Origin of the sequence: Fibrobacter sp. UWH4 (genome assembly GCF_900142475.1) — a bacterium.
In the GTDB taxonomy this organism is placed as follows: Bacteria; Fibrobacterota; Fibrobacteria; order Fibrobacterales; family Fibrobacteraceae; genus Fibrobacter.
In genome coordinates this window covers 89,953-109,915 of record NZ_FRAY01000007.1, presented here as the reverse complement: position 1 = coordinate 109,915, position 19,963 = coordinate 89,953, and the positions used below count along the sequence as shown (strand labels likewise).

Annotated in this window: 18 protein-coding genes; 17 read left to right on the top strand and 1 reads right to left on the bottom strand. The window is 48.4% G+C overall.

Annotated elements, in window-relative coordinates; all coding sequences use genetic code 11:
• Positions 1–77: 77 nt before the first annotated feature.
• The 9 genes from BUA93_RS12690 (at position 78) to BUA93_RS12650 (ending at position 9,188) form a co-directional block, all read left to right on the top strand.
• Positions 78–3,017, top strand: a complete 2,940-nt coding sequence (locus BUA93_RS12690) for a glycoside hydrolase family 44 protein (protein ID WP_072979969.1) — start codon at positions 78–80, stop codon at positions 3,015–3,017.
• Between the two features lie 110 nt (positions 3,018–3,127).
• Positions 3,128–4,507 carry an RIP metalloprotease RseP gene (rseP, locus tag BUA93_RS12685; protein WP_072979967.1) on the top strand — a complete coding sequence of 460 codons (1,380 nt, stop codon included), beginning with the start codon at positions 3,128–3,130 and terminating at the stop codon, positions 4,505–4,507.
• Between the two features lie 118 nt (positions 4,508–4,625).
• On the top strand, positions 4,626–5,210 hold the full coding sequence (locus BUA93_RS12680) for a TetR/AcrR family transcriptional regulator (RefSeq protein WP_072979965.1): 585 nt from the start codon (positions 4,626–4,628) through the stop codon (positions 5,208–5,210).
• Positions 5,211–5,270: 60 nt separating this feature from the next.
• Positions 5,271–5,894 (top strand): CatA-like O-acetyltransferase, family 2, encoded by a 624-nt coding sequence (locus tag BUA93_RS12675; RefSeq protein WP_072979963.1) that lies wholly within the window; start codon positions 5,271–5,273, stop codon positions 5,892–5,894.
• 5 nt (positions 5,895–5,899) lie between these two features.
• Positions 5,900–6,202, top strand: coding sequence for a hypothetical protein (locus tag BUA93_RS12670; protein WP_072979961.1), 303 nt, complete (start codon positions 5,900–5,902; stop codon positions 6,200–6,202).
• A 4-nt stretch (positions 6,203–6,206) separates the two neighbouring features.
• The gene (locus tag BUA93_RS12665; RefSeq protein ID WP_072979959.1) at positions 6,207–6,572 is read left to right on the top strand and encodes an ACT domain-containing protein; all 366 of its coding nucleotides are present in this window, start codon (positions 6,207–6,209) and stop codon (positions 6,570–6,572) included.
• 29 nt (positions 6,573–6,601) lie between these two features.
• The gene (locus BUA93_RS12660) at positions 6,602–7,126 is read left to right on the top strand and encodes a flavodoxin domain-containing protein (RefSeq protein WP_072979957.1); all 525 of its coding nucleotides are present in this window, start codon (positions 6,602–6,604) and stop codon (positions 7,124–7,126) included.
• A 71-nt stretch (positions 7,127–7,197) separates the two neighbouring features.
• Positions 7,198–7,785 carry a zinc ribbon domain-containing protein gene (locus tag BUA93_RS12655; RefSeq protein ID WP_072979955.1) on the top strand — a complete coding sequence of 196 codons (588 nt, stop codon included), beginning with the start codon at positions 7,198–7,200 and terminating at the stop codon, positions 7,783–7,785.
• A 71-nt stretch (positions 7,786–7,856) separates the two neighbouring features.
• Positions 7,857–9,188, top strand: a complete 1,332-nt coding sequence (locus BUA93_RS12650; RefSeq protein ID WP_072979953.1) for a T9SS type A sorting domain-containing protein — start codon at positions 7,857–7,859, stop codon at positions 9,186–9,188.
• Between the two features lie 30 nt (positions 9,189–9,218).
• Here the strand turns inward: BUA93_RS12650 and BUA93_RS12645 are convergent, their stop codons facing one another.
• Positions 9,219–9,302, bottom strand: a complete 84-nt coding sequence (locus tag BUA93_RS12645; RefSeq protein WP_072979951.1) for a TSCPD domain-containing protein — start codon at positions 9,300–9,302, stop codon at positions 9,219–9,221.
• Between the two features lie 97 nt (positions 9,303–9,399).
• On the opposite strand from BUA93_RS12645, the gene BUA93_RS12640 reads away from it, so the two are divergent.
• The 8 genes from BUA93_RS12640 to BUA93_RS12605 all read left to right on the top strand — a co-directional run bounded on the left by BUA93_RS12640 (position 9,400) and on the right by BUA93_RS12605 (position 19,734).
• Entirely contained in the window at positions 9,400–10,227 is an 828-nt protein-coding gene (locus BUA93_RS12640) for a MerR family transcriptional regulator (RefSeq protein WP_072979949.1), read from the top strand.
• 66 nt (positions 10,228–10,293) lie between these two features.
• Complete coding sequence (locus BUA93_RS12635; RefSeq protein WP_072979947.1) at positions 10,294–10,917, top strand: CatA-like O-acetyltransferase, family 2; 624 nt, start codon at positions 10,294–10,296, stop codon at positions 10,915–10,917.
• 6 nt (positions 10,918–10,923) lie between these two features.
• On the top strand, positions 10,924–11,352 hold the full coding sequence (locus BUA93_RS12630; RefSeq protein WP_072979945.1) for a hypothetical protein: 429 nt from the start codon (positions 10,924–10,926) through the stop codon (positions 11,350–11,352).
• Between the two features lie 85 nt (positions 11,353–11,437).
• Complete coding sequence (locus BUA93_RS12625) at positions 11,438–12,070, top strand: GyrI-like domain-containing protein (RefSeq protein ID WP_072979943.1); 633 nt, start codon at positions 11,438–11,440, stop codon at positions 12,068–12,070.
• A 10-nt stretch (positions 12,071–12,080) separates the two neighbouring features.
• The gene (locus tag BUA93_RS12620; RefSeq protein ID WP_072979941.1) at positions 12,081–12,668 is read left to right on the top strand and encodes a zinc ribbon domain-containing protein; all 588 of its coding nucleotides are present in this window, start codon (positions 12,081–12,083) and stop codon (positions 12,666–12,668) included.
• Positions 12,669–12,850: 182 nt separating this feature from the next.
• Positions 12,851–14,443 (top strand): FISUMP domain-containing protein, encoded by a 1,593-nt coding sequence (locus tag BUA93_RS12615; protein ID WP_175547443.1) that lies wholly within the window; start codon positions 12,851–12,853, stop codon positions 14,441–14,443.
• Positions 14,443–16,251: an FISUMP domain-containing protein gene (locus BUA93_RS12610; RefSeq protein WP_083597433.1), complete on the top strand. Its 1,809-nt coding sequence runs from the start codon at positions 14,443–14,445 to the stop codon at positions 16,249–16,251. Before BUA93_RS12615 ends, BUA93_RS12610 begins: the two co-directional genes overlap by 1 nt.
• Positions 16,252–16,263: 12 nt before the next feature.
• Entirely contained in the window at positions 16,264–19,734 is a 3,471-nt protein-coding gene (locus BUA93_RS12605) for a hypothetical protein (RefSeq protein ID WP_139258061.1), read from the top strand.
• The last annotated feature ends 229 nt before the right edge of the window (positions 19,735–19,963 follow it).

The window sequence follows — 19,963 nt, the reverse complement described above, 5'->3', positions numbered from 1 at the left end:
TTATTCATTCTTTATTTTTAAATCATTCGGAATTCCGAACTCTGAATTCTGAATTATATTTACCCCGAGAGGTTCCTATGAAAAATCGTTTTGCCAATCGTTTTGTTTTTGCCGCTTTAGCGGGGCTTTCTCTTGGTTCCGCCGCTTTTGCCGCCCAGAATGTCATCAAGGTCGATGACTTGCATCCGGGTGTCGTCATCAATAAAGAAAACATGATGTCTGCGGACCTCGCGATTTGGAACCCGCCGAGCCGCTATTACGACATGACCTCTGCGTTGATCGATGGCGGTTACACGCTGTTTAGATTCCCGAATGGATCTCTTTCGAATGATTACCACTGGAACGGTATCGGTAGCTACGATAGCACGGGCCTCTGGACCGCCGATGAAACCAAGTGGGCGCGCGGTTTCTTGGGCGAAACGATTTATCGCGGCACCACCAAGGACAACTACGGCTTTGTGCGTCGCAGTCACTTGGCCGACGGCAATATGGAAACCATGTGGTGGGGCGAAATTTTGGACCCGGTGGACCCGCCTTGGGTCGTGGTGGAATTTCCGGAAAAGGTCGATGTCGATTCGTTGGAAATTAGCTGGGGAACGCTTCGCCCGAAGGCTTTTGAAATTGCCTACTGGACCGAAGACTATGCCGAATATCCGGGCGTGCACCAGGCGCTTGAAAACAAACTGAAGCTTGAAAAAGTGGTCAAGGTGAATGGCGCGACCACCAAGTACAAGTCTAAGTTCCGCACGCGCTATGTGGCCATTCGATTCAAGACAGCTGATTTGCCTAGCAAGGGCGTGCAGATTCGCGAAATGAAACTTTATAGCGGCGAAACCGACTTGCTTGGCGGTAACAACTACAAGTTCTACGCAATGTCTACCCGCAATGGCGACAAGGCCCGTACCGACTGGACCGACATCAAGTGGGATTTTGAAGAATTCATGGAGTACATCAAGACGCTCCCGAATGCCCGTGCGGTCATTTGCGTGAATGCGGGTACCGGAACTTCGAAAGAAGCTGCAGCCTGGGTGCGTTATGCAAATAAAGTAAAGGGCTACAACATTAAGCAGTGGCAAATCGGCAACGAACTCGACGGTGAATGGGAAGAATCCGGCCCGATTTCGGCAAGGCATTACGCTGCACGATTCCTGGAATACGCTCGCGCCATGAAGGCGGTGGATTCTACAATCGTTCTGCATGGCCCGCTCTTCAGTACGCACAAAATGCTGCAGAAGGGCGCCGGCTTGCTCGATGGCAAGTACTGGATGGAAGAATTCTTGCGCATTGTGGGCGAGGCCGAAAAGAAAGACGGCAAGCGTTACCTCGATGTAGTGGACTTGCACAATTACCCCTACTGGACGCCCAACGAGCCGAAGCCTGCCGAAATGCTCAAGGCCATGCTCGATGTGGGCCCGAATATGGATACGCTCAATGTGTGGATGAAACGTCACCTTGAAGGCGAACGCGGCGTGTTCCTTTCGGAATTCAGTACGTGCGTGCAGGGCTTTAGCCTGCTCATGGATTACCCGCAGGCATCGGCAGTGGCAAGCATCTTTGCACAGCATGCGATGCGTTTTGGTAACCGCCTGCAGGTGCTTCCGTGGGATGCTTTCGGCAACTTGTTCAAAGGCCCCGATGACACTTGGGGGACCATTAGCATGACGGCCCTCGCCAAGGAAGGTTCCTGGAATTATTGGAAGTCTCTGGAGCCGACGGCGGAATACTACGGCATTTACATGACTTACATGGATTTCCTTGAAAATGGCTATGCGGTGCTGCCCGTAAAATCGACGAGCGCAGACATCGAAGCTTACGCTATCGGCAAGGGCGATTCTGCCCGCGTGATGATTGTGAATTTGTCTGAAACCCCGCAGGTGGTGCAGGTTGACCGTGCAAGCGTTTCTGCTGCAGGTGGCGCGACCGAAGTCGGCAAGGGAGACCTGGTGCGTACACAGGTCGAAATCTTTGGCGAAGATCAGTTCAAGTGGGTGGGCACTACGCAGAAGGCGTACCCGTACCCGAAAATGGGCCCGAGCGGCCGCCGCATTAACCCGAGCAAGAGCAAGGACATTACGGTGCCGCCGTTTGGACTCGCTGTTGTACAAATTAACCCGCAAGTGACTTCGGGCGAGGCTGCCGCGGAACCCAAGGTGTTGGCTGCGGCTCTCGAAAAGAAGGTGCTCCTTGCAGGTGATACGCTCGACCTGTTTGGAACGGTTGTTCAAGAAAATGGTCAACTGATCGGAAGTGTACTCTCGATTCCTGAACTTGGTATTTCAAAGGTGATTACTCCCGATGACGGCAAGTGGAACGCTTCTATTGAAAGTTTCCATGTCAAGGTGCCCTTCCCGGCCAATGTTAAGCTGGGCTCGGCGACGGCCGTGCTGAAAATTTCTGGTCTTGGCAAGAAGTCGACGGTGTTCAAGATTCCGTTCCGCATCCGCGGCGCCTACCGCACCACCAGCGTCATGCAGAATTACGATAACGGCCTCGATGCAGTCGACTGGTTCCCGGTCGCAAACGGAGACAATGCGACGACTATCGGCGCGAAGGTCTTCAACGGTGCTCCTCCGCACGGCGGCTTTATCCGCCACGACTTCATGATCGAACAGCCGCCTGCGCAGGGCTGGCCGAACTTTGCCGGCGCCTACTACGTGATTCCTGAAGAAGTTCACAACTCGGTGGGTATTGTGTTCGACTACGCCACGAACCATAGCAATCCCGATGGCTACTTCGAAGTGCAAATCGCAAGCGAACAGGTCAAGGATTACGATGAATTCATGATACGCCTCAAGAATACTCGCGGTTCCTGGATGCGCGACACGCTCATCTGGGAAAATATGAAACAGGAAGGCTGGGGTAAGACTATTCCGCAACTCGACCCGAAGCAAATCAAGAACTTCTCTTGGCGCGCCCGCTACAGCGGCACGGGTTACATCAGCCTCGACAACATTTACCTGTTGCAGGAAGACGGCACCGAAGTCCCGATGCCCCGCGGCCTGAGAAGACTACGCTAAAATTGTCATGCCGGACTGTACATCTTCTTTTGTCTTGTGTCATCCTGAGCGTAGTCACGATGTGACGAAGTCGAAGGATCTCTTGGTGCATTTTACTACATTATTACACGATGGAATCGATTCTCAGTAATGTATTGATGTTTGTGCTCGGCCTGATTGGCCTGAGTTTCCTGGTGACTATTCACGAACTGGGCCATTTTTTGGTGGCAAAGTGGAATAATGTCAAGGTGAATACTTTCAGCATCGGTTTCGGAAAGAAACTTATCAAGTTCCGTCACGGCGAAACGGAATACTGTATTTCGGCGATTCCGTTTGGTGGCTATGTGGCCATGGCGGGTGAAAATCCCGATACGCTCAAGGAAGGCCAGGTCCCGGACGAACGTGATTTTGTGGCGAAATCGGTGGGCGCTCGCGCGTCGATTGCATTTGCGGGCCCGTTCATCAACATTGTATTTGCCTTTATCTTGTTGATGATTCTTTACATGGTCGGTGTCGAAGAACCGGCAACGAACGATTTGATCGTGGGCTTTGTCGCAAAAGATTCTCCGGCCGTAACCGCTGGCATTCAGCCGGGCGACACCATCACTGAAATCAACGGCAAGCCCACTCAGGGCTGGGATGATTTCCGCGAACAGATTGGCGTAAGCCTCGGCGCAAGCGTCCCGCTTACCGTGCACCGTGGCGGCGAACCGTTGACCATTACGGTTGTCCCCGAAGAACTTGTGATTCCGGCGCAAGATTCTGCCAGCTCCGAAATTGCGATGGGAATTGGCGACATTGGCATTTACCCGCGTAACCGCGTGATTGTACGCTTGCCTCCTGTAGCGGGCTCTGCAGCTGAAAAGGCGGGCCTTGCCGTGGGCGATACCATCTTTGAAATTAACGGCGAACATATTTCCCGCTACGAAGAAGTCGTGCGCATTATCGACGGTAGCAAGGGCGAACCCGTAAACATTACCGTTATCCGTAACGGCGATACGCTTACCAATTCGCTCACGCCTGTTTACAACGAAGAATATAAACGCTATATGGTCGGCATCCAGATGGGCTACGTGCTCTTCCGCGAAACGAAAATTGTGCGCCGCGGCCCTGTAGAAGCTTTCACGAAAACTTGCGCCACCAGCTGGAAAATGACCACGAGCATCTTCCGCTATTTCAAGCGCATGTTCCAGGGACAAGTCAAGGTCGATGCCTTCTCCGGTCCGGTCTCGATTGTTGCCGTCATGGGTAACGTGTGGATGAGCGGCTTCCAGGATTTCTTGATGCTCCTTGCGCTCATCAGCATTAACTTGGGCGTCATGAACCTGCTTCCGCTCGCGATTACCGACGGTGGCCTCCTCATGTTCCTCGGTATCGAAAAACTGCGCGGTAAGCCGCTTTCCACCAAGACGCAGACGGTCATTCAGAATGTGGCTGCCGCGTTCTTCATCAGCTTCTTCGTGTTTATCACGATTCTAGACTTCGGCAAACTCTCGCTGTTCTTGAAGTGACAAAGACGCTCGTCATTTACGGTTGCCGTTTTGGCTCCGATGATGATGTTTTCCTCTTGACAGGCTAATAAATATTAGCTATTTTAGCTAATGAATGTTAGCCAACTGTAGAGGCGTCATGTCTACAAAAGAAAAAATCCTTGAAACCGCCCTAACGCTATTTGCCAAAAACGGATACGACGGCACCAGCGTGGAGCAAATCGCCCAGGATGTCGGCATCAAGGCGCCGTCGCTTTACAAGCACTTCAAGGGCAAAGAAGACATCTTGAATGCGCTCATCGACATCGCCGAAGCGCGTTATGAGGAATCGTTCGGTTCCGCGAAAAAAATCGGCACAATTCCCGGGAATATCGACGGATTCATCCACGAAATGATGAAAAGAATCCGCTTTACAATGAACGACCCGATTATCAAGAAGATGCGTGTTTTCTTGGTGCAAGAACAATTCCGCAGCGAACGCCTCGCCGAAATCACCACAAGGCATCAGGTGGACGGACTTTTGCAAATGTACCAGAAAATTCTCGAAACATTGATGGCCGCAGGAATAATCGTCAAAGACGACCCAGAAATGCTAGCGACAGAGATTACGGCCCCCGTCGCACTCTGGATTTCTAAAGTTGATCGCCAGCCGAAATGCGAAAAAGAAGCGCTCAAATTCATCGAAAAGCACTTGCAGCATTTTTTCAAAACCTACAAGAAATGAACCGCCCCATCACAACATTGTTTATGCTGATGTCCGTTGACGGAAAATTAAGGCAAAAAAATGGCAAAAGAAATTGATCCGAAAAGCACCACTAGAGCAATGGCGTTCAAGCTTTGGATGCAGGCTCCAAATCCGATGGTGACATTTTTCAAATCGCTAAACGTCACAAGACTCGTGAAGGTGAGCAAGAAGCGCGGCTTGAAGTTCAACATGCTTATGGATTACTGCATCGGCATGGCCGCGGCAAACGTTAAGGAATTTTACATGCTCCCGGTAAACGGCAAGCTTATGCAATACGATTCGATTGCGGTGAATACAATCGTGAAAAACGACGAAGGCGAAGTCAGCTCTTGCGACATTCCGTTTTCCGAAGACTTGGCGACATTCAACCGCGACTATCTCAAATACACAAGGATCGTGGCAGAAAGTTGTACGGATTGGGACTTGTCCGAGAACAGCATGGTCATCGGCACATCGGCCATCATCGATGCGGAAATCGACGGCGCGGTCGGCATGAATTCCGGCATTTTCAACAACCCGTTTATGATTTGGGGGCGTTACAGGAAACGTCTTTTCCATTACGAATTGCCTGTATCATTCCAGTTCCATCATACGCAAATGGACGGGGCTCATGCCGGGAAATTCCTCGCGAATTTGCAAAAGGCTATCAACGAACTGCGATAAAAAACATGAAAAAATTACGATTCGGAGCGGCGCTTCACTTCCTTATAGCTATTGGTCATGTATGCTGCCTGTTCGCTTTAGACGAGACATTCGAAGCCTATGGAATTAAAGACTTCATGCATCAGATGGTATCAGGCCACATTTGGATGTTGTATGCCCTGACCATCGGTCTTGCCTTTGCATTCTGCGTGGCTGGACTTTATGCACTCTCGGCTACTGGCCTGGAGTTAATTTGGGGTGGCGAACGTCCTAAATCTTTTGTATTTAGTATAGTCAACGACGAAAGTAAAACTCTAACAAACGATTGAATTTATGGTAATAAAGAAATTGGATCATAAACTAACAGTCTGTAAAGTAGCGGACGTTAGTGATGTCGATACGGGTAAGGATTTTTATTTCATTGGCAAGACCGACGAAGAAATATCCCTCGTATGCAAAACAGATGATGTACCCCAAAATACTATTGAACGAGATGATGGATGGCGGGGATTCCGTATTCAGGGTGTACTTGATTTTTCTCTTATAGGTATCCTTTCGAAACTCTCGGCTATTCTTGCAGAAAATGGCGTTGGAATTTTTGCGATATCCACTTTCAATACGGATTATATCCTTGTGAAAGCCGAAAATTTCGAGAAAGCGCTGAAAGTCTTGTCTGATGCGGGATATGACGTGGTGTGATAAAGCCTCAAAGAAAGGATTATAATCGGATGAACACTATCATCATCTACGGAAGCCGCTACGGCTCGACAAAACGCTACGCTGAACGCCTCGCCGAAATCACGGGGCTCAAGGCAGTTTTCTTTAAAGACGTGAAAAGCGTTGCCGGCTATGACCGCATCGTCTATCTGGGCGCCCTCTGCGCCGGCGGTGTCATGGGCCTCAAGAAAACGGTTTGCGGCCTCTCTGCAAGTCAGGAACTGTTTGTCGCGACTGTCGGTCTCGCCGACCCGACCGATGCCGAAAACGTCAACCACATCAGGGACTGCCTCAAAAAGCAGGTTCCCGCATCGCATTACGATGAAAGTAAAATTTTCCACCTTCGCGGCGCCATCGATTACACCAGACTCAGCCTGAAACACAGAATCATGATGAAACTTTTGTATTCGAAGGTCACGAAAATCCCCGAAGCGGAGCGTAACGCCGAAGTCCGCGCTCTCATCGCCACCTACGGCAAGCAAGTGGACTTCGTGAATTTTGATACCCTAGAACCGATTGCTCAAATTTTGAAATAATTTGAATAAGTTCCTTGACAAGAATTTTAAAATAGTGTACATTTGTGTATGTGTTAAATAAAGGAGAACTTATGGAAATGAAGTTTTGTCAGAGCTGCGGAATGCCGCTCACACCGGAAATCTTGGGCACCAACGCCGACGGCAGCAAGAACGAGGAATATTGCATCTACTGCTACAAAGACGGCGCGTTCACCGGCGACTTCAACATGGAACAGATGGTCGAATTCTGCTCGCAGTTCGTCGATGAATTCAACAAGAATACAGGCAAAAGCCTGACCCGCGAAGAATACAAGGCGGAGCTTCGCAAGTACTTCCCGACACTCAAGCGCTGGCGCCTCCCCGCGGACCAATTGCCCCACGCCACCTCGCCCATGAAGCAGAAGTTCATTGAAGAGATCAATGCGCTGAACATCAAAGACATGCCGACCATCGACAACCTATTTGTTCTGCAGGGCTCGTTCATCAATCAGGAATACAAGATCAACGGCAACAGCGTCAAGCTTTTAGACGACAACGCAAGCTACTGGGGCAACCAGGTCGAAAAGCAAAACGCCGAAGGCCGTTGCTTCGGAATCGCCTGCGACGAATGCTACATTCTCGTGAGCGAATACGGCAAAAACGGTGCCGATGCTGAAATCGTCGTATTCAAGAAACGGTAACGGGTAATTATGCTTCTATTCAGTGCAAAATAACTATATTGTGTGCAGAAAGGGGAGTAGTAAGCCTGATTATGCATAAGATTATTGTTTCCATAATTGCCCTATTGGCTATGACGCAAACCGCCATAGCCCAATTCAATACTCACATAAGCCATAGGCTCATCAGCGGAAAGTCGGTGCAAACAGTAAAAGCGGGAGACTTCATCGAACCTGTCGTTTACGAAATTACGGAACTCAATCGAGTTTATGATTTTTATATCAATTACCCGGTAAATACAACGGTCAAGACGCTGGGACTGAAACTGGATTGCGGCACACTGCCAAGCAGTAAAGCCGAGTGCACCATATCCGGTCGCATTCCGGCTAACACCCCCGGGGACGAATACGAAATGTCATTTACCGCAGCTGGGAATTATGCCCATGAATACCTGCAAATCACAACCGGTATAAACATCACTCCGTTAAATGAACAAGTGGAGCATATCAGCGGAAACCTTGACCAAACAGTTACCGCAAGCGATGAGATTGAGCCCATTGTGTTCGGTTATACAGAATTGCTTAAAGAAAATCTTTCTGGCGTGCCTGAGGGAATTTCGGCAAAAATAGACGACGAATCTGCTATAATTACAATTTCGGGTGCCACGGGCCAGGACCATCCCGATGGCGATTTTAATTATAGACTAGCAGCCTACATTATGGAAAAAGATTCCATCGTCTTTAACGGCACAATTTCTGTCAAACACAAAAAGTTCACAACGACGTTAGTCGCTATCGAAAACGAAACGCAAGATGTCGTTGCAGGCGACGCAATCAAACCGATCGTGTTCAGGTATGCCCACATGCAGAACGCGACCGTTGACGGGATTCTCGAAGGCTTCGAAGTCAATCAGGATAAAGAAAAGGATCTCGTCATTATCACGGGAACCGTTCCTCAAGATATCGGTGACCATGTGCTGACCATAACCGTAACCGCACAAGGCAACGACAATAACGCCGAAGCTAATGCCTCCGTCAACATTTCGGCAAATCCCGACTATTCTTCTAGCTCTGTCTCTAGCAGCAGCGAAGTTTCCCCAAGTTCGTCTTCTGTAGCATCAAGCAGCAGCGCCGCGGAGTCTAGTAGTAGTGAAGCTGCCGAAAGTTCTTCAAGTGAACTCACGACTGCGATTTATGTTGTGCAAAATATGTTCAATGTAAATTTCGTGAACAACGAATTGAGCGTCACTCTTGCAAGCGTGCCCAGTGCGAACTTGCTGATATTCGACATGATGGGCCACCTGCTCGAAACCCTCGATGTTGGCGCTTCGACTACAATCAACCTCGGCCACCTGCCGCGCGGTACACTCCTCCTTAGAATTTATGGCCAGGGTTTTGCCGAAACAAGACAGATTGTTGTCAAATAAAGTAAACGGACTGCCCGTATAATTAAGATATTACGCTTCTTTCCCGAGCACGGCGCGGGCGAGCTGGTCGGCGCACGATGTGGGCTTCCCGCCGCAAGTGCTGCCGACACTCACGGCGACTTTTTTTGTTTTTTAGTATTTTCCCCTTGACTCGTCCCTTGGGGCAGGCCTTATATTTCTAGCAGATTCGAATCCTAACCAAAATCGTACGATGACAAACTACAAAACCAAACTCAAAATCGGAGAGTTCTCGCAGCTGATGCAGGTGACGGTAAAGACCTTGCGTCACTACGAACAGAAAGGTCTGCTATTGCCCCACGACGTGGACAACCTGACGGGTTACCGTTACTACAGTATCGATCAGATGCAAAAGTTGAAAAGCATCCGCGAATTGCAAAATCTCGGATTCTCGCTGGACGAAATCAAGGAACTGTACGAAGACGATTCGCACACGCCAAGCATCCACCAGATGGAAGAGAAAATCAAGGAAACGGAAACACAACTGAAACGTTTGATTGCCCGCCGCGACCAACTGCTCAACTGGAAGAATTCTCTAAAGGAAATGAATACAGTGGATAAATTCAGCATCCAGTCTCTGCCGGAAATCATCGTGGCAAGTCATCGGGAAATCATTCCCAACTTCGAAGTGCTGGGCCCCATGTGCTACGAAAAAATCGGCCCTGAAATGAAACGTCTCGGTTGCAAGTGTCCCAAACCCGAATACTGCTTTACTGTCGAACACAACAAGGAATACACCCCGACAGATATCGATATCGAATACTGCGAGCAAGTTGTAGAAATGGGGACCGACAGCGACATTATCAAGTTCAAGCGCATTCCGGCTGTTCCCAAGGCCCTCTGCATGAAGCACATCGGCCCTTATGAACGTTTCTACGAGTCGTTCATCGAAGCATTCCGCTACATCGAAGAAAAGGGGTACAAAATCGCGGGAAAGCCCCGCACCAGCTACATCGACGGAGCCTGGAACCAAGAAGACCCTGAAAAATGGCTCTCGGTTATCCAGATTCCCATAGAATAAACTATATCTATAGTCTGCCCCATCTTGGGGCGGACAGCAAATTTATTAAGGTGACCAAAGTTCATTATGGCAAAAGAAATTGATCCGAAAAGTACAACTCGAGCAAAAGCGTTTGAGTTTTGGATGCAGGCTCCAAATCCGATGGTGACATTTTTCAAATCGCTAAACGTCACAAGACTCGTGAAGGTAAGCAAGAAGCGCGGCTTGAAGTTCAACATGCTTATGGATTACTGCATCGGCAAGGCCGCGGCAAACGTTAAGGAATTTTACATGCTCCCGGTAAACGGCAAGCTTATGCAATACGATTCGATTGCGGTGAATACAATCGTGAAAAACGACGAAGGCGAAGTCAGCTCTTGCGACATCCCGTATTCCGAAGACTTGACGATATTCAACCGCGACTATCTCAAATACACAAAAATCGTGGCAGAAAGTTGTACGGATTGGGACTTGTCCGAGAACAGTATGGTCATCGGCACATCGGCCATCATCGATGCGGAAATCGACGGTGCCGTCGGCATGAATTCCGGCATTTTCAACAATCCGTTTATGATTTGGGGACGTTACAGGAAGCGTCTTTTCCGCTATGAATTGCCGGTTTCGTTCCAATTCCACCACACGCAAATGGACGGGGCTCACGCCGGGAAGTTCCTTGCGAACTTGCAAAAAGCAATCGATGAACTTCGATAAAAAAACATGAAAAAATTACGATTCGGAGCAGCGCTCCACTTCCTTATAGCTATTGGTCATGTATGCTGCCTGTTCGCTTTAGACGAGGCATTTGAAGCCTATGGAATTAAAGACTTTATGCATCAGATGGTATCAGGTCACGTTTGGATGTTGTACGCATTGACCATCGGTCTTGCCTTTGCATTCTGCGTGGCTGGACTTTACGCACTCTCGGCTACCGGCGACATTCGGCGCTTGCCCTTGACACGTATGGCAGTCATCACCATTGTTGTGCTCTACAGCCTTCGCGCTCTGGTTGGTGGTTTTAGCTGTATCAATGATTTTACTTGGTTGCGATGTGTCTCGTCCCTCATTCCCGCTGTTATTGCATGGTGCTACTGGCCTGGAGTTAGGAGAACTTGTGAAGCACGAAAGGAATATGGAAACCGATACTAACAAATTCCGAAAAAAAAGCGAAAAGGACTTGACGAGAATTTTTAAATAGTATACATTTGTACACGTGTTGTAAGGAGGAAATTTCATGCCTTTTGACTTTAAAAAAGAATACAAGGAATTCTACATGCCGAAGGGCAGGCCGGAAATCGTCACCGTCCCGAAGATGAACTACATCGCGGTGCGTGGCAGGGGCAACCCGAATGAAGAAGATGGTGAATACAAAAAGTCTATCGAACTTTTGTACGGAATTGCATACACGATTAAGATGAGTAAAAAGGGTGACCACAAAATCGAGGGTTACTTTGATTACGTCGTGCCGCCACTTGAAGGATTCTGGTGGCAGGACGACGTTGACGGAATCGATTACAGCCACAAGGAAAATTTCCAGTGGATTTCTGTCATCAGGCTCCCTGACTTTGTTACCAAAGTCGATTTCGTTTGGGCGATTGAAGAAGCGACTCGCAAAAAGAAAATGGACTTTTCAAAAGTCGAATTTCTAGAAATCGAAGAAGGACTTTGTGTGCAGTGCATGCATTCCGGCTCGTACGATGACGAACCCGCGACAATCGTTGCAATGGACAAGTTTATCGCCGATAACGGCTACGAAAATGACATCTCGGACACGAGGCGTCATCACGAGATTTACCTTTCCGACGCGCGCAAAGTCGCCCCGGAAAAGTTGAAAACAGTCATCCGCCACCCGATAAAGAAGAAATAAAGGAGAACTTATGGAAATGAAATTTTGTCAGAGCTGCGGAATGCCGCTCACACCGGAAATCTTGGGCACAAACGCCGACGGCAGCAAGAACGAAGAATACTGCATCTACTGCTACAAAGACGGTGCATTCACCGGCGACTTCAACATGGAGCAGATGGTCGAATTCTGCTCGCAGTTCGTCGATGAATTCAACAAGAACACCGGCAAGAACTTGACCCGCGAAGAATACAAGGTGGAACTCCGCAAGTATTTCCCGACGCTCAAGCGCTGGCGCCTCCCTGCGGACCAATTGCCGCACGCCACTTCGCCCATGAAGCAGAAGTTCATCGAGGAGGTCAATGCGCTTAATATCAAGGACATGCCGACTATCGACAACCTCTTTGTGCTGCAGGGTTCGTTCATCAATCAGGAATACAAAATTAACGGCAACAGCGTCAAGCTATTGGACGATAACGCAAGCTATTGGGGCAACCAGGTCGAAAAGCAAAACGCCGAAGGCCGCTGTTTTGGAATCGCCTGCGACGAACGCAACATTCTCGTAAGCGAATACGGCAAGAACGGAGCCGATGCCGAAATTGTCGTTTTCAAAAGACGGTAGCGAATGGGCGCGAAAGTCGCCCTGCTTGAATTTGGAAAGGTAAGAAATAGCTATTTTTATAAGAAAGGAAACTTCTTATGAATAAATGGGCTAGGAATTTTGCGAGTGCAATTTCAGTAATGAGTTGTGCTTTCGTACTCGGCTGTGGTGATGATTCGTCCGGTTCTAATTTCGATCCTAAAATGCAGACCGCGTTTTCTATGGAAGAACTCGGGGATTGCGGAAAAGGACAGGAAGGCGATTCGGTCTATGTCAACGATGAAGACATCTACGTGACATGCAAGGATGGCTTCTGGATGATGTTCGAATTTACTGAAGAAGACCAGGACCCACCAGAAGAAAAAAGCTCCGGCAGTAAAGACAACGGTTCGAGCGGTAGCGAAGCGAAGTCAAGCTCCAGTACGCCATCGACGAGTTCGGGGAACGAAAAATCCTCGTCTAGCCAGATTACAACCTCGCTGAACTTGTACGTCGCCGCAGATGATACCTTGATATCCTTAAGGTACCTGCAAGATTGCAACAGCAGTCATGAGGGAAAATTCGTGTTTGTCGCTTCGTTGAATGGCTACTTGCGTTGCCATGACGAACACTGGGAAGAGTTCGTGCCCACCTTGGATGATGCTCCGAAATCTTCGGCTTCGATGAACGATCCGCGCGCCGGTAAGTCGGATTTGTCGAACTTTTTCGAGATGGATTCCTTGACTATTTACAGTAGCAGCGCCCAGTATTCCTCCGAATACGATACGACCATGGCGAATGCCGAAAGAGTCCTGGGCTTGTGTGCCGGCGATAATCTTGGCAAGGTCGCTCTGGACAGCGAAAAGGTAATCAGAGTTTCGCGCAGCGACCTGTACTATTGCCTGAAGGGTGTGTGGATTCCGGTATTGGCCGAAAATGCCGATACTTACGGTTTTGGAACCGCAACGAACGGCACCTTCAAGGAAGGCCTGATGGGAACTCCTCAAAAGTCCATGTCGGCATACTGCGACAAGGCGTTTTCCAACATCACGCACGGGGTATATGTCTATGACAACAAGTGGAGACTGGCCGATTCAACCGAACTCTGCTTCAACAAGATGTGCTCCGCTGCAAATATTGGAGAATTAGCGTACCTCGAAGATATCCCGTTCACATGCCGCGAAAAGAACAGGTGGTCCCTCTCTAACATGTATGAGCTTCCTGTAGAAAAACACTTCAACAAGAATGTTTCTTACGGAACCTTGATAGATGAACGTGACGGACAGACATACAAGACGGTGCAGATTGGTGATTATGAATGGATGGCGGAGAACTTGAACTATGCGGGGGTGGATTCCGATGTGGGCGAGTGCTACAATCAGGATCCGAAAAATTGTGCCATTGCCGGTCGCATGTATACTTGGCTAGAAGCCATGCGGTTGTCTGCGACTTACAAGAGCACCATATTCAAGGATACTTTGGATTGGCAGGGAATCTGCCCTGTGGGTTGGAGAATCCCCCTATCTTCCGAGTGGAATTTGTTCTCGAAAGCCGAAAAAAATTCCTTGGCTGAATGCACCTGGGTTTCCGATGTCGACGTCTATAAGAATATAGGACAGTTCAATGAAGATGGGATGACGATTCTCCCGACAGCGCCTGGAACAACTTATCATCAGGCCTACTTCTGGTCTACAACGAATAGAGCGTATGAGGCATACGAGGGATCTTTCCGCGTGGGAAGATCTTATGTCAGTTATTTTATAAAAACTAGTGCCATTGCAGTGCGCTGCATCAGAAGTGTAGGGGGTAATGACTGATGAAGACTTTAACGAAAATCCCGTTAGTTCTGGCTGCGATTTCTGGAATGGCCTTCTGGTGTTGCGGCGGCGATAGCTCTTATGCCGATATGTATCAAGGTGAGGGCGTTTATACAAAGAGCATGGAAGACTTGGAAGCGTACGGATGTGACAATTCCAAGGAAGGTGTCATTGTTTACCTGTCCGAAGAAAACGAGACCGTCATTTGCACCAAGGGAAAGTGGACTGTCTATCAGGATTGGCTGGATAAGCATCCCCAATCTTCGAGTTCGAATAAAAAATCGAGTTCAAGTACAAAATCAAGCTCGAGTGCCAAGTCGAGTTCCAGTTCGAACCGGTATTCTTCTAGCGTCAATATCGATAGCCTTGGCTCGGTTTCAGGTTTGTCGGATTTGCCCGAGTGCGATTCCTCGATCAACAAGGCGGCCGTTTATGTCAAAGCCTTGGATCGGACTCTGAAGTGTTTCTCGAAAATCGGCTGGATCGAAAGCGAATTTAACGCCGTATTGGATACTTCGCGCTGGGATGAAGCTCCCAAAGAAGATTGCGAACTCGAAGGAGATGAGTACTACAATTACAGCGTGAAGATTCGCTATGTCTGCAAAGACTTGAAATGGATCCCCTATAGCGACTGGGCCCTTGGCTCTTTCCCGGAATCACCTGAAATCCCGTCTTGGGATTCTACGATATTGGATCACGAACTAGAACACATCATAACGGATCGTCGCGATTCTGCGTTTGGAGAGTGTACTGCTGGCCGCGAGGGTGAATTCATCTTGAACGAAACCCTGGGGTATTCCAAGAACGGTTATTACCAGTGCAGCGAAGGGCATTGGTACATCGTTCCCGATTCCGTTGCCGATACTATTGGTCTTAAGCCCATTGGTGAAGGGTCGTTTGCTATAGCGAGATTCACTAGGGACTCCTCTGGATGGGATAGGCCTAAGTTGCCCGATCAATGCATTGTGAAGGGTGAGCCGGAAGCTGCCTACTATGTCTACGACGGGGGCGCATGGCGTAGAGCCTCGTATTACGAAATTTGCGAACTTCATCCTTGCCTCAAGGCGAACGAGGGAGATACATACAACCTGTTCGGTTTCACGTTCTATTGCCGCAATAGCAACTGGGAACAAGATGGCCCTTATAGTTTCAAGCAGAGCGATATTTTTGCTAAAGATAAAGAATATGGCACAATGACAGACCCCCGAGACGGCCATGTTTACAAGACTATCGATATCGATGGAAATACCTGGATGGCCGAGAACCTCAACTATTACGACAACTCGGGATTTATGTACCTGGAAAGCTATTGCCATGATTATAATGGAAGCGAGTGCGGGCTTGGTGGCCGTAGCTATTCCTGGGTCGCTGCGATGGCTATCGATACCGTTTACAAGAACGAACTTATTCCCGATAGTCTTATAACGCTTCCGTACCGGGGTGTTTGCCCCGAAGGCTGGCACATCCCGAGCTATACGGAATGGGAAAACCTCTTTACGGAACATTCTGTCACATCCCTGGAATCGGAAGCGGGCTGGCTTTATTCCTGGACCGATTATGTCGTTTCTGAAAAGTGGAATTCGACGGGTTTCTCTGCTTTCCCGACAGGGCTGGCTGAATATAACACGAGCGCGTATTCAGGAAGATGGGTCTGGAATTCTTCGGGAAATCGGACTGAATTCTGTACTGCATCACCCAGTAAAGACGATGTGTCGTATTCTTACCATGCTTATATGACATCGCGTTATGCCGGTCTTTATAAATACTATAGACGAAATGGATGCTTTGTCAGGTGTCTTAAGGACTAGGGGGATTAAATAATGAATAAGACTTTATTTTTCGCTATATTGGTTTTTATCCTCTCTGTCGGACAATCCCTCGGGGCGCCTGTTCCGTGGCCGGTTAAGCCTGCAAAGACATTCTTCAGGGCGGATGGTGGAATCATGGAAATCTCCACTCCCGAAGAATTTGCTCTTATGGTGGAACGCCTGAAAACAAACCCGGATGAATCGCAATATTACATTTTGAAAACGGATATTGTGATAAACAAAGGTGACGCGAAGACCTGGGCGAAAAATCCGCCTAAATACGAGTGGATTCCTGCAGGATTGCCTGCCGACACTCCCTATGTTAATTTCGATGGAAATGGACATACCATAAGCGGTATATACATAAATACGGAAGATAGTTGCCAAGGCCTTTTTGGTGCGATAAGGGGCTATGTCTACAATTTGAATATTGTCAATTCGTATATCAAGGGCGGCAATAATGTCGGCGCGCTTGCAGGCTCCGTTTGGGCTCCGGTAAATGTATATGTCGATGCCATTGTGGAAGGAAACGATAACGTTGGCGGTATTATTGGGAAAGCTTCCCAAATGGTTTCGAATGGCTTGGTGTTCAAGGGTTCCGTGAAGGGGAAAAACCATGTCGGTGGCATTGTCGGGGCGGTAAATTCTGGAGAAATGAGAAACAGCGATAATTACGGTTCTGTCTATGGAGAACGAAATGTCGGTGGCATTTATGGGGGCCTTGATAAAACTGAAATGAAAGCGATTAACCTTAAAAACTATGGCACCATTGTTGGCAAGGTTAATGTCGGGGGTATTGCGGGGGTTAATTCTTTCAATGAAAAGCCCGAAAATAAAGACGCGTACCCGATCAGGGCGGGGTTCCTGAGAAATATGGGCGAAGTTATTGGCGAAGATACAGTTGCTGGAATTTTTGCAAAGTATAGCCGTCCCAGAAATGTTTATTACATTCCTATGAAATACTCGTACAATGCGGGAAGGGTCCGTGGCGTAAGCAGTGTGCAGCCCCTATATGAGGCTCTTTACAAAGACTCGGCTTCTTGCTACAAGTGTGTGAACTTCAAGGAAGTTTATGAAAACGGGGGCTTGGTTGCAGAAAAGATTAGGGAAAGCCAAATCGACCTTTATGTGGATTCGCTGGGCCCAAGCTTTATACCCGATTCGGGAAAGGTGAAAATCAATGATGGCTTCCCCATCCTGCTTACCGAAAACAAGAACTTCAAATACCTGGCAGGCAAGGGAACCAAGGAAAGCCCGTTCCTGATTTCTTCACTTGATGACTTGATTAAGTTCAAGAAGCGTTCCCAAGCCTATACATTGCAGGAAGCGCCGTATTACAGGCAGACGGAGGACATCGAATGGGATGCCTCGATGAACTGGATTCCAGATACTTTGTTTGAAGTCGACTACGATGGTGGTAACCACAAGATTTCGAATTTGTATTCCCACAACGAGAATGGGTGCGGTGCATTTATAGATTCTGTGAAAACTGCTGTCTTTAAAAACCTGTTCCTCGAAAATGCCGATGTCATGGGTGCTGTCTATGCGGCAGGACTGATTTGCCATGTGGGTAATGTTGAAGTCTCGAATTTGAAAGTATCTGGAAGTGTAACGGCTGCTTATCATTATCGCGAGACTTTGTCGTGGATGAGCCGTGCGGCTACGGCAGGGGTCGTTGCGACGGCTATATATGGGACAATCCGAAATACGGTCAATATGGCTGATGTCTCCGCTTCGGAAAATGCGGGTGGCATTTTTGGAATGCGGCCTAGACTAGGTACGGTAAACCTTTACAATGTCGTGAACAAGGGAAACATAACTGGGCGTTTCTATGCGGGTGGCATTTCCGCACAAGATGGGAATATCCTGTATGCCGAAAACTACGGAGATGTTTCTGGCTCGAGTTACGTTGGAGGTATTTCGGGCCTTCCGGCTTCGGTTAGCAAATCGTTTAACCGCGGGAAAATTACGGGTTATGACTATGTCGGCGGTATTGCGGGAAAGGCGGACATATTGCACGATGTGTATAATGCTGGCTCCATCGATAACTTGGGAAACCCCTTGAAGGTTGGTGCGATTGTTGGACAGGGGTTGCGTTATTATGGAAAACAAAATGGGATTTGGTCCTCGAATGTAGCTGGCGTCTATTACCAGAAAGATGGCCTTGCGCTTGCGGGGCATATGCCCGACAGCGTCAATGTAGTGGATTCAGCGAGCTTTACAGCAACGGAATTCAAGGATAAGGCGACTGCCGATAAGATGGGACGCACCTTTAGGGCCGACGAAGAAAATGTTAACGACGGTTACCCTATACTCGCGTTCGATTTTAAGGGAAATGGTTCCGAAGCAAGCCCGTTCCTTGTCGAAACTAAGGAAGATCTGATGCGTTTGTCCGATCTGTTGCTTGATACGCTCATGAGAATAGTCTATGCTAACAGTCACTTCAAGCTAACGAGCGATATCAAGTTTGATTCTACGGATAAATGGATTCCGCTGGGATATTCGGAAAGACTTCCATTTGGAGGCTCGTTTGATGGTGGTAATCATACTGTTAGTGGCATTGTAAGGCGGGATTCTGTCCATGCGGGATTCTTTAATTACCTGTATAAAGCAACTGTCAAGAATTTAGGTGTAAAGGATTCCCGTTTTACGGCGGATCATGCCGCTGCGATTGCTGCGTATGCAGTCTCGTCGACAATCTCTAATTGCTGGAATGATAATTCGTATGTATATGCGAATAAGTATGGGGGAGGAATTCTTGGCTATGTTTGGACAGGAGCACGCATCGATAGGGTCTATAATACGGGAACCATTGAAGGACGTTCCAATATCGCGGGAATTGTCGGTTATTTGAGTCTGTACCAAACAACGGATTCCTATCTGGTAAACGCTTACCATCGTGGCACGGTGAAATCTTCGTCCAATTCATCGATATACGGTATTGCCTACATAAATGGAAGTGCTATGGGTGGGTCGAATATCCTCGTCAAAAATCTCTATACGACGGATACCACAAGGTACATGATATCGTGCAGTGCTAAGTCTTGCGATTTTAACTCCATGTTCCACATCAAGCGAAATGACGAGGATTCGACAGGCCTTTCTGCCGAAGAAATGAAGACGAAGGAATTTGCAGAAAGGTTGGGAGATGCATTCGCTTTTGATGAAAAAGGCGTGAATGGCGGGTTCCCCATATTCTCTGGCAAGGAAAGCGTAATTCCCGGGGCTAATAAAGATAGCGCCGAAGTTGTAATCCCTGTGCAACAGAAAAAAGTCCCGAGTGCTTTTGTAGCAACTGCAGGCGACAAGAATATATTGCTGCAAGGGAATTTGCAAGGCAAAAAGATTGCTGTATTCGATGTGAAAGGCTCGAAGGTTTGGATGGGTACTGCTACGGCGAATACGCATTCTATTCCTGTGTCGAGGGCTGGCGTCTATCTGGTTCGCTGTGGCAAACAGACCGTAAAGATTGCCGTGCGGTAGAAACGGATATAATGAAAATCGAAATTGCGGCAAAAGATGATCTCTTGCCGCATACCCGCGCATGGCTCGATACCAGTGGCGATGTGCCGCAGACCGTCTCGTTCTTGGAAAAGGTCTTACTCGCTGATTAGCGCCTGCCTCGACGTTTGTAGTCGGCATCGATTTTCTGCTTCCACCTGCGTTCGTTTGCGCGGTTTTGGCGGATGTCGCTTATGAGACAACATTCTGC

What these genes read in the sequence shown, in the direction of transcription:
- BUA93_RS12620 (WP_072979941.1), top strand. Translation starts at nt 12,081, where the DNA reads ATGGAAATGAAATTTTGTCAGAGCTGCGGAATGCCGCTCACACCGGAA.
- BUA93_RS12690 (WP_072979969.1), top strand. Translation starts at nt 78, where the DNA reads ATGAAAAATCGTTTTGCCAATCGTTTTGTTTTTGCCGCTTTAGCGGGG.
- BUA93_RS12625 (WP_072979943.1), top strand. Translation starts at nt 11,438, where the DNA reads ATGCCTTTTGACTTTAAAAAAGAATACAAGGAATTCTACATGCCGAAG.
- rseP (WP_072979967.1), top strand. Translation starts at nt 3,128, where the DNA reads ATGGAATCGATTCTCAGTAATGTATTGATGTTTGTGCTCGGCCTGATT.
- BUA93_RS12610 (WP_083597433.1), top strand. Translation starts at nt 14,443, where the DNA reads ATGAAGACTTTAACGAAAATCCCGTTAGTTCTGGCTGCGATTTCTGGA.
- BUA93_RS12650 (WP_072979953.1), top strand. Translation starts at nt 7,857, where the DNA reads ATGCATAAGATTATTGTTTCCATAATTGCCCTATTGGCTATGACGCAA.
- BUA93_RS12660 (WP_072979957.1), top strand. Translation starts at nt 6,602, where the DNA reads ATGAACACTATCATCATCTACGGAAGCCGCTACGGCTCGACAAAACGC.
- BUA93_RS12665 (WP_072979959.1), top strand. Translation starts at nt 6,207, where the DNA reads ATGGTAATAAAGAAATTGGATCATAAACTAACAGTCTGTAAAGTAGCG.
- BUA93_RS12640 (WP_072979949.1), top strand. Translation starts at nt 9,400, where the DNA reads ATGACAAACTACAAAACCAAACTCAAAATCGGAGAGTTCTCGCAGCTG.
- BUA93_RS12605 (WP_139258061.1), top strand. Translation starts at nt 16,264, where the DNA reads ATGAATAAGACTTTATTTTTCGCTATATTGGTTTTTATCCTCTCTGTC.
- BUA93_RS12655 (WP_072979955.1), top strand. Translation starts at nt 7,198, where the DNA reads ATGGAAATGAAGTTTTGTCAGAGCTGCGGAATGCCGCTCACACCGGAA.
- BUA93_RS12630 (WP_072979945.1), top strand. Translation starts at nt 10,924, where the DNA reads ATGAAAAAATTACGATTCGGAGCAGCGCTCCACTTCCTTATAGCTATT.
- BUA93_RS12675 (WP_072979963.1), top strand. Translation starts at nt 5,271, where the DNA reads ATGGCAAAAGAAATTGATCCGAAAAGCACCACTAGAGCAATGGCGTTC.
- BUA93_RS12670 (WP_072979961.1), top strand. Translation starts at nt 5,900, where the DNA reads ATGAAAAAATTACGATTCGGAGCGGCGCTTCACTTCCTTATAGCTATT.
- BUA93_RS12635 (WP_072979947.1), top strand. Translation starts at nt 10,294, where the DNA reads ATGGCAAAAGAAATTGATCCGAAAAGTACAACTCGAGCAAAAGCGTTT.
- BUA93_RS12615 (WP_175547443.1), top strand. Translation starts at nt 12,851, where the DNA reads ATGCAGACCGCGTTTTCTATGGAAGAACTCGGGGATTGCGGAAAAGGA.
- BUA93_RS12680 (WP_072979965.1), top strand. Translation starts at nt 4,626, where the DNA reads ATGTCTACAAAAGAAAAAATCCTTGAAACCGCCCTAACGCTATTTGCC.